Annotated in this window: 7 protein-coding genes and 1 pseudogene; 2 read left to right on the forward strand and 6 right to left on the reverse strand. The window is 73.4% G+C overall.

What is annotated here, in order from left to right; genetic code table 11:
* From V7E45_RS06720 to V7E45_RS06735, 4 genes are all read right to left on the reverse strand, one after another.
* Positions 1 to 701 (reverse strand): FMN-binding protein (locus V7E45_RS06720; RefSeq protein WP_333773146.1); only part of this gene is annotated, 701 nt, incomplete at its 3' end.
* Positions 702 to 718: 17 nt separating this feature from the next.
* Positions 719 to 2,101, reverse strand: coding sequence for a ferredoxin reductase family protein (locus tag V7E45_RS06725; protein WP_333773147.1), 1,383 nt, complete (start codon positions 2,099 to 2,101; stop codon positions 719 to 721).
* Positions 2,102 to 2,159: 58 nt separating this feature from the next.
* The gene (locus V7E45_RS06730; protein ID WP_333773148.1) at positions 2,160 to 2,660 is read right to left on the reverse strand and encodes an FMN-binding protein; all 501 of its coding nucleotides are present in this window, start codon (positions 2,658 to 2,660) and stop codon (positions 2,160 to 2,162) included.
* Between the two features lie 10 nt (positions 2,661 to 2,670).
* A complete protein-coding gene (locus V7E45_RS06735; RefSeq protein WP_333773149.1) occupies positions 2,671 to 4,023 on the reverse strand; it encodes a ferredoxin reductase family protein in 1,353 nt (450 codons plus the stop codon).
* A 196-nt stretch (positions 4,024 to 4,219) separates the two neighbouring features.
* On the opposite strand from V7E45_RS06735, the gene V7E45_RS06740 reads away from it, so the two are divergent.
* Positions 4,220 to 4,960, forward strand: coding sequence for a response regulator transcription factor (locus V7E45_RS06740; RefSeq protein ID WP_333773150.1), 741 nt, complete (start codon positions 4,220 to 4,222; stop codon positions 4,958 to 4,960).
* Positions 4,957 to 6,558, forward strand: coding sequence for a sensor histidine kinase (locus V7E45_RS06745; RefSeq protein WP_333773151.1), 1,602 nt, complete (start codon positions 4,957 to 4,959; stop codon positions 6,556 to 6,558). Before V7E45_RS06740 ends, V7E45_RS06745 begins: the two co-directional genes overlap by 4 nt.
* Here the strand turns inward: V7E45_RS06745 and V7E45_RS06750 are convergent.
* Entirely contained in the window at positions 6,545 to 7,249 is a 705-nt protein-coding gene (locus V7E45_RS06750; RefSeq protein WP_333773152.1) for a L,D-transpeptidase family protein, read from the reverse strand. The two genes, V7E45_RS06745 and V7E45_RS06750, sit on opposite strands and share 14 nt — an antisense overlap.
* Positions 7,250 to 7,252: 3 nt before the next feature.
* Positions 7,253 to 7,839, reverse strand: a pseudogene (locus V7E45_RS06755) (pyridoxamine 5'-phosphate oxidase family protein).
* Positions 7,840 to 8,040: the final 201 nt, after the last annotated feature.

Here is an 8,040-nt window from a genome sequence, read left to right on the forward strand (position 1 = left end):
GGCACGGCGAGCTGGGTCTTCTGGTCGCTGAGGCCGCCCTTGGGCGCCTGCACCGTCTCCGCCTTGGTGATCTTCCCGCCGGCGACCGTGATCCGCACCTGCACCGGTCCGTACTGCGTCTGCGCGACCTTGCCGGTGACCGTGCGGGCCTGGGCCGCCCCCGAGGACCCGCCGGAACCCGCCGAACCCGAGGACCCGCCGTAACCCGCGGAGCCGGAGGACCCGGCCGAGGATGCCTTGACCTTGTCCAACGCGGACTGGAGGGACTTCTTGTACCCGGTGCTCGTGTACGTCGCCCCGGACACCGCGTCGATCTGCGCGCTCTGCGCCGCCACGGCCTCCTGGTTGAGCTTGGGCACGGCGAGCTGGGTCTTCTGGTCGCTGAGGCCGCCCTTGGGCGCCTGCACCGCCTCCGCCTTGGTGATCTTCCCGCCGGCGACGGTCAGCCGTACCTGCACCGTCCCGTACTGGGTCTGCGCGGCGTCACCGGTCACCGTGCCGGAGCCGGCGGCGGCCTGCGCGCCGCCCTGCTGACCGCCCTGCGGCGTCTGCTGCCCGGGCGCCGTCCGCTGCGGCGCCGCGCCCGCCGCCGACGCGGCGGCCGGGTCCGAGGCGGGCTTCAGCGACAGCAGCAGCACGACACCGGACACGGTGGCGGCGGTGGCCAGCACGACGCGCCGAATGGGGTGGCTCTTCCTCATCGCTCAGCAGCTCCCGCTCACATCTCGAACGACTCGTGGTGGATACGGCGCGCGGGGACCCCCGCGCCGCGCAGTGCCTCGTACACCGTCTGCGCGAACCCGGGCGGGCCGCACATGAAGACGTCGTGGCGGTCGATGTCCGGGATCTTCCGTTCCAGGTTCTCCGCGGAGATGTCCGGCCGCTCGCCGTCGGGGCTGTTCACCGCGTACATCAGCCGGGCGCCCCGCTCCTCGGCGATCGCGGCCAGCTCGTCCCACAGTGCCAGGTCCTGGGTGGTGTTGGCCCGGTAGAGCAGGGTGATGTCACCGGCCGCCCCGGGCAGCGTCTCGAACAGCGCCCGCATCGGCGTGATGCCGACGCCGCCCGCGACCAGCAGCACCTTGCCCCGGCTGCGCCGCTGCGCGGTGAGCGCCCCGTACGGTCCCTCCGCCCACACCCGGGTGCCCGGCGTCAGCTCGCGCAGCCGGGCGCTGTGGTCGCCGATCGCCTTCACGGTGATACGCAGCATGTCGGGGCGGGGCGCCGCGGACAGCGAGTAGGGGTGCGAGCTGAACCGCATCTCGGGTGCCAGGAACCGCCAGCGGAAGAACTGGCCGGCCTCCGCGCCCATCCGGTGCAGCTTCCGGCCGCCGATCAGGACCGACACGATGCCCGGCGTCTCCTCGATGACCGCCTCCACCCGCATCCGGTGACGGAGGTTCAGCCGCACCGGGGTGATGATCCGGTACCAGACCACGAGCGCGGAGACGACGCCGTACAGCGCGTACCAGAAGGTCTTGGCGGTGGGCTCGACCGCGAAGTCGTTGCCGGTGGTGATCTGGTGCCAGAACGTCAGGAACACCGCCGCGTACGTGAGCAGGTGCACGTGGTACCAGGTGTCGTACGGCAGCCGGCGGCGGACACCGCCGATCGAGCTCAGGCCGATGAGCACGAACAGGCCGGTGCCGATCGCGGCCTTGCCCATGTCGGGCAGCTGCTCGACGGAGTCGACGGTCTGCTGGACGAGGTCGCCGAGCGACTTGCCCGCCTGGAGCGCGTAGCCCCACATGGTGAGGAAGACGTGCGCGACGACCAGGCAGAGCGTGTACCGGCCGCTCATCGCGTGCCAGCGGGCCACCCGGTCGGAGCCGACGCGCCGTTCCAGCGCGGGCACCCGCGCCATCTGCAGCACGACCAGCGCCATCAGGTAGCCGGCCAGCAGGCCGGTGATCCGGCCCGCGTTCAGGATGCGGCCGTTGTCGTCGGCGATCGAGGGGGTGTTGTGCCACCAGAGCCACAGCACGGCCGCCGCGCCGGCCCAGACCGCCAGCAACAGCGGTACGGCCGGGGAGCGGCGCGGGCGGATGCGGCGCATCGTCTGGCGGCGGGCGGCACGTCCGCCTGCGAGCGTGGTGGTCACGGTTCCTCCGGGGGACTTGACCGTCGGCCCACAGATACGTGCCGCATGCGCCGAGTGTTCAGCCGGCCGCGGAGTCCAGCGCGGACTGGAGCGACTGCTGGTAGCCGGTGCTGGTGTACGTGGCGCCCGAGACCATGTCTATGTCCGCGCTCTGCGCGGCCAGCGCCTCGCGCCGCAGTTGGGGCAGCGCGTAGCTGTTGATCTCCTGGTCGCGCGGGTTGTCCCGCGGGTACTGGACCGCCGTCACCTCGGTGAGCTTTCCGCCCTTGATCGTCACCCGCACCTGGACCGGACCCCAGCGGGTCTGGACGGTGTCCCCGGTGACGGACTTCGAGGTGCTGGAGCCGGTGCTCCCGGAGCTGCCGGACGAACTCCCGGACGAGCCGCCGGACCCGGCCGGGGCGCTCGCGGCACTGCGCGGGGCCGGCGCGGCGGAGCCCACGGCGAGCCCGGGACTCGTGTGCGGCTTCAGGGACAGCAGCAGCACCATCCCGGAGACGGTGGCGGCGCCGGCCAGCACGATCCGGCGGAGCGGTCGGTTCTTCCTCAACGCGTGCACTTCAGCGGCCTCACAGCTCGAACGACTCGTGGTGGATACGGCGGTCCGGGACCCCGGACGCCCGCAGCGCCTCGTACACGTCCCGCGCGAAACCGTGCGGCCCGCATATGTAGACGTCGTGGCCGGCCAGCCCGGGGAAGGTGGCCCGCAGGGACCCGGCCGTGAGGTCAGGACGCTCGCCCCGCGGCCCGTTCAGCGCGTACAGCACCCGGCCGCCGCGCCGGCGGGCGATCGCCTCCAGCTCGCCGCCCAGCGCCAGGTCCTCGGCCGAGCGCGCCCGGTAGAGCAGCGTGACCTCGCCGGGCAGCGTCTCGAACAGCGCCCGCAGCGGGGTGACACCCACCCCGGCCGCGATCAGCAGGGACTGCCGGGAGGCGGCACGGTCCGCGGTCAGGGAGCCGTACGGACCCTCCGCCCACACCCTGGTGCCGGGCCGGAGCAGGGACACGGCCGCGCTGTGGTCGCCGAGCGCCTTCACCGTGATGCGCATCAGGTCCGGACGCGGCGGCGCCGACAGGGAGTACGGCGTCGACGTCCAGCCCATGCCCTCGCCGAGGAACCGCCAGCGGAAGAACTGCCCCGGGCGTGCGCCCAGTTCGTCCAGGTGCCGGCCGCGCACGACGACCGAGTGCACGCCCGGCGCCTCCTGCTGCACCGACTCCACGCGCAGCCGGTGGCGGCGGTTGAGCCGGACGGGGGCGAGGATCCGGAACCACACCACCAGCGCGGCCACCCCGAGGTACAGCACGTACCAGACAGCGGTGGCGACCGGAGCGCCGCTGAACTGCTCGCCCAGCGTCAGCTGGTGGAAGAACGCCAGGAACACGGCCGCGTAGGTGAGCAGGTGGACGTAGTACCAGAACTCGTGGCTGGTGCGGCGGCGGGCGGCCCGTGCGGAGGTGATGCCGACCGCGAACAGGATCACCGTGCCGGCGGTGGCCTTCAGCATGTCCGGGTAGTCCAGCACCACGGTGACCGTCTCGTGCCACAGCGAGGCCCGATCCTGGGCGGCGTACCCGGTGAGGATCAGGACGACGTGCGCGACGAGCAGGCAGATCGTGTACCGGCCGGCCATCGCGTGCCAGCGCGCCACCCGGTCCGAGCCCACCCGGTTCTCCAGCAGCGGCACCCGGGCCATCAGGCCCACCAGCACCGCACAGGCGTACCCGCACAGCAGTCCGGCGATCCGCCCGGCCCCGGTCAGCCAGCCCGCCGTGCCGACCACGGACCCGGTGCCCGCCCACCAGAGCGCGACCACGGCCGCCGCCCCCGTCCACAGCACGGCCAGCACCGCTCCCGCGGGGGAACGCCGTGCGGTCCCCGGCAGGGGCGGTATCGTCCGCCTCGTATCCACGGTGGTCATCGGTGCGGTTCCCTTCGTCCGTCAGCCATGCCACTGTGCGGGCCGAAGTTCTGAGCGACCTCTGAAAAGGGCCCGCGCGGGCGGTTCCCGGCGGCTTTCTCAGAGAGATCTCAGAGAGCTGCCCGATCACTCAGAGGGCACTCAGAGGAGGGCGGGCGGCCGGCCGTCCGGCCGACGAGGGATGCTGGTAGGCGCGATGAACACGACCCGCTCCGGCCGCCCCGCCCTCACCCGCCCCGACGGCGCGCCCCTGCGCGTCCTCGTCGTCGACGACGACCCCGATCTCGCCGAGGTGCTCACCGGCGCCCTGCGCTACGAGGGCTGGGAGGTGCGCGCGGCCGGTGACGGAGCCTCGGCGCTCACCGCGGCGCGCGAGCTGCTGCCCGACGCCGTCGTCCTCGACGTGATGCTTCCGGACACCGACGGCTTCGCCGTGCTGCGCCGGCTGCACGAGGTGAGCCCCGAGGTCTGCGTCCTCTTCCTGACCGCACGGGACGCGGTCGAGGACCGGATAGCCGGGATCACCGCGGGCGGCGACGACTACGTCACCAAGCCGTTCAGCCTGGAGGAGGTGGTCGCCCGGCTGCGCGGCCTGCTGCGCCGGGCGGGCATGGCACGGCAGCAGGAGGACGGCCCGCGGCTGGTCGTCGGCGACCTCGTCATGGACGAGGAGGCCCGCGAGGTGACCCGGGGTGGCGAGCTGATCGAGCTCTCGCCGACCGAGTTCGAGCTGCTGCGCTTCCTCATGCGCAACCCGCGCCGTGTCCTCAGCAAGGCGCAGATCCTCGACCGGGTCTGGTCCTACGACTTCGGCGGTCGGGCCCATGTGGTCGAGCTGTACATCTCCTACCTGCGCAAGAAGGTGGACGCGGGGCGCGAACCCATGATCCACACGGTGCGCGGGTCCGGCTACGTCCTGAAACCGGTGGCCCGGTGAGACGGGTACGGCGGCTGCCCCGCCCCCGCACCCTGCGCGCCCGGCTCACCTTCGGCCTGGTGGTCCTGCTCGCGGTGAGTTGCGCGGCCGTGGGACTCGCCGCGGTCGTCGAGCTGAACGGCTTCCTGACCCAGCGCCTGGACGAACAGCTCGCCCAGGTCGGCACCCGGTTCCCGGAGAGCCTGGAGCACAAGGGCGTGCTGCCCGACGACCACGACGGCGACGAGCACGGCGACACCCGCCGCCTGGCCACCGGCACCTTCGGCGCCCGCCTGCTGGACGGCCGGGTCACCCACAAGGGCCTGATCCGCTCCGGCGACCCCTCCGCCGACCTGGACGTCGACCTGACCGCCGCCGACCGCGCGCGGCTCGCCTCCGTGCCGGCCGACGGCAGACCCCACACCGTCGACCTCTCGGCCCTCGGCGACTACCGGGTGGTCGCCTCGGCGGGCCGGGACCGGGACGTGCTGATCTCCGGCCTGCCGCTGGAGCCGGTCGAGGCCACCGTCCACCGGCTCGAACTGGTGGCCGGGATCGTCTTCGGTCTGGCGCTCGTGGTGACCGGCGTGGCCGGGGCCCTGTGGGTCCGCTGGTCGCTGCGCCCGCTGAGCCGGGTCGCGGCCACCGCCACCCGGGTCAGTGAGCTGCCGCTGGCCAGCGGCGTGGTCGCGCTGCCCGCCAGGGCCCCGGAGACCGACCCGCGCGGTGAGGTCGGCCGGGTGGCCGGCGCCTTCAACCGCATGCTGGGGCATGTCGAGGACGCCCTGACCAAGCGGCACGCGAGCGAGGAGCGGCTGCGCCGATTCGCCGCCGACGCCAGCCACGAGCTACGCACCCCGGTCGCCTCGGTGCGCGGCCACGCGGAACTGGCGCTGCTGCACCCCGGTCCGGTGCCCGCCCAGGTGACCCGGGCCCTGGAGCGCATCGCCGCCGAGTCCTCCCGCATGGGCGAGATGGTGGACGATCTGCTGCTGCTGGCCCGTCTGGACGCCGGCCGCCCGCTGGAGCGCGGTCCGGTCGACCTGACCCGTCTGGTCCTGGACGCGGTGACGGACGCCCGGGCGGCGGGCCCCGACCACCGCTGGGCGCTGGACCTCCCGGAGGAACCGGTGACGGTGCCCGGCGACACGCACCGGCTGCACCAGGTGCTGGCCAACCTGCTGGCCAACGCGCGGCTGCACACACCCGCGGGCACGAAGGTCACGGTCACCCTGGACGCCGGGACAACCGGGGAGACCGGCGGACCGGGGGAAGACGCGAAGACCGGGTTCACCGGGACGGCCGCCGACGGTGACAGGGCCTCGGAGAGCGGGGAGGTTCCCGGGACCGGGACCGGGACAGGGGCGGGCACGGCACGCCTGTCCGTCCACGACGACGGCCGGGGCGTGCCCGAGGACCTGCGGCCGGGCGTCTTCGAGCGCTTCACCCGGGCCGAGCACCGTCGCCGTCCGGACGCCTCCGGCGGCGGCGCGGGCCTGGGCCTGTCGATCGTGGCGGCCGTGGTGGAGGCGCACGGCGGCAGGGTGGTGCTGGACAGCCGGCCGGGGGCGACGACGTTCACCGTCCTGCTGCCGCTGGGCGACGTCAGTAGCGGGTGATCGCCGTCCCGCCGTCCGTGGTCCCGATCGCGATGTGCGGCTGCCTGCCGGGGTCCGCCCAGGTCAGGATCCGCCGCATCGCGTCCTCCGGCACGGACACGCACCCGGCGGTCGCCGCGCGCCCGTTCACGTGAAGGAAGATCCCGGCCCCGCGCCCGCGCACGGGCCGGTCGTAGTTGAAGCCGACGACGAGCCCGTGGGCGTACTGCGTCGTGTAGGAGATGAGCTGCTCGGACTCGGCGGCCCGACAGTCGGCCGGGAGGGGGTCGACCCACCGGTTGTACGCCGTGGACGCGGTGTCCTCGCACCACCACGAGCTCTGCCGCACCGGGCGGTAGGTGACGCGGGTGCCCGCCGGGGCAGCCTTGATCCCGAAGCCGAACGGAAGGCCGTACAGCCCGGTCGGTGTGGTGTTCGTGCCCTGCTTGCGGGCTTCGCCCTCCACCAGCCCCTTGGCCCCGAACCGGGCCGGCGCCGTACCGGCCTGGACCCACTGCCCGTCGCGCAGGTCCCACCAGGTGACCGTCCCGGAGGTGGAGTCGGCGGCCGGGGCCTCGGCGGTGATCAACTGGCTGCCGCCACCGGTGTCCGCCATCCGCGCGGGCAGCGGCACGGACCCGGTGCCCGGCGCGAGACCGAGCAGGGCGATGGCGGACAGGGACACGAGGGCGGCGACGGCGGCGGGGCGCATGGCTCAGACGCTAGAGGGCGGGAGCGGCAGCGGCAGCCCGGGTAGTCCGTCCAGGCTCGTCGCGATGTGCTCCTTCTTGGTGAAGTACGCGCTCAGCGAGGCGTCGTCCTCCCGCGCGAAGCGCTTGCCGTGCAGGTCGCGGTCCTCCTCGTAGGCCATGAAGGGGACGGCGTAGCCGCAGGTGTCCCGGACCAGGTCGGCATGGACGACGATGATCGCGCGCAGTCCGTGGCTGCCCGGGTCGATGTCCGGGAAGCGGGCGAGCAGCCCGGGGAAACGCGGGTCGTCGCGGAAGACCGGCTCGCCCCGCCCGTGGACGCGCACGATGTTCGGCGGGCCGGGAAGGCGCACCACATCAGGGTGATCCGGCCGTTCTCCCGCAGGTGCGCGATGGTCTCGGCGTTGGACCCGGCGAAGTCGAGGTAGGCGACGGTGAGTTCGTCGAGCACGGCGAAGGAGCCGCGGAGCCCCTTGGGGGAGAGGTTGACCGTGCCGTCACCGGAAAGGGGAGCGGTCGCGGTGAAGAAGAGGGGCTGCTCCTCGATGAACGTGCGGAGCCTGCCGTCTATGCGCTCATAAGTCTTTCCCATGTCTGACGATTATCTGGGTGACTTCTTCGGCCGTCTGTCGAATTGACGGGTTCCGCGAAGCCTCGCGGACCACCGCGGCCGCCCCGGCCGGCGCTTGTCACGGGGCGGCCGCGGCGCCCGTCAGCTCACTTGGTGAGCGTGCAGGCCGCCAGCGCGTCCAGACCGGCCGGCTTGGTGCCCTTGCGGCCGATGGCGATGGCG

Origin of the sequence: Streptomyces sp. IBSBF 3136, assembly GCF_036815105.1 — a bacterium.
In the GTDB taxonomy this organism is placed as follows: domain Bacteria; phylum Actinomycetota; class Actinomycetes; order Streptomycetales; family Streptomycetaceae; genus Streptomyces.

Excerpts from the sequence above, each read along its gene's own strand:
- V7E45_RS06750 (WP_333773152.1), bottom strand. The coding sequence starts at position 7,249 with ATGCGCCCCGCCGCCGTCGCCGCCCTCGTGTCCCTGTCCGCCATCGCC.
- V7E45_RS06735 (WP_333773149.1), bottom strand. The coding sequence starts at position 4,023 with ATGACCACCGTGGATACGAGGCGGACGATACCGCCCCTGCCGGGGACC.
- V7E45_RS06740 (WP_333773150.1), top strand. The coding sequence starts at position 4,220 with ATGAACACGACCCGCTCCGGCCGCCCCGCCCTCACCCGCCCCGACGGC.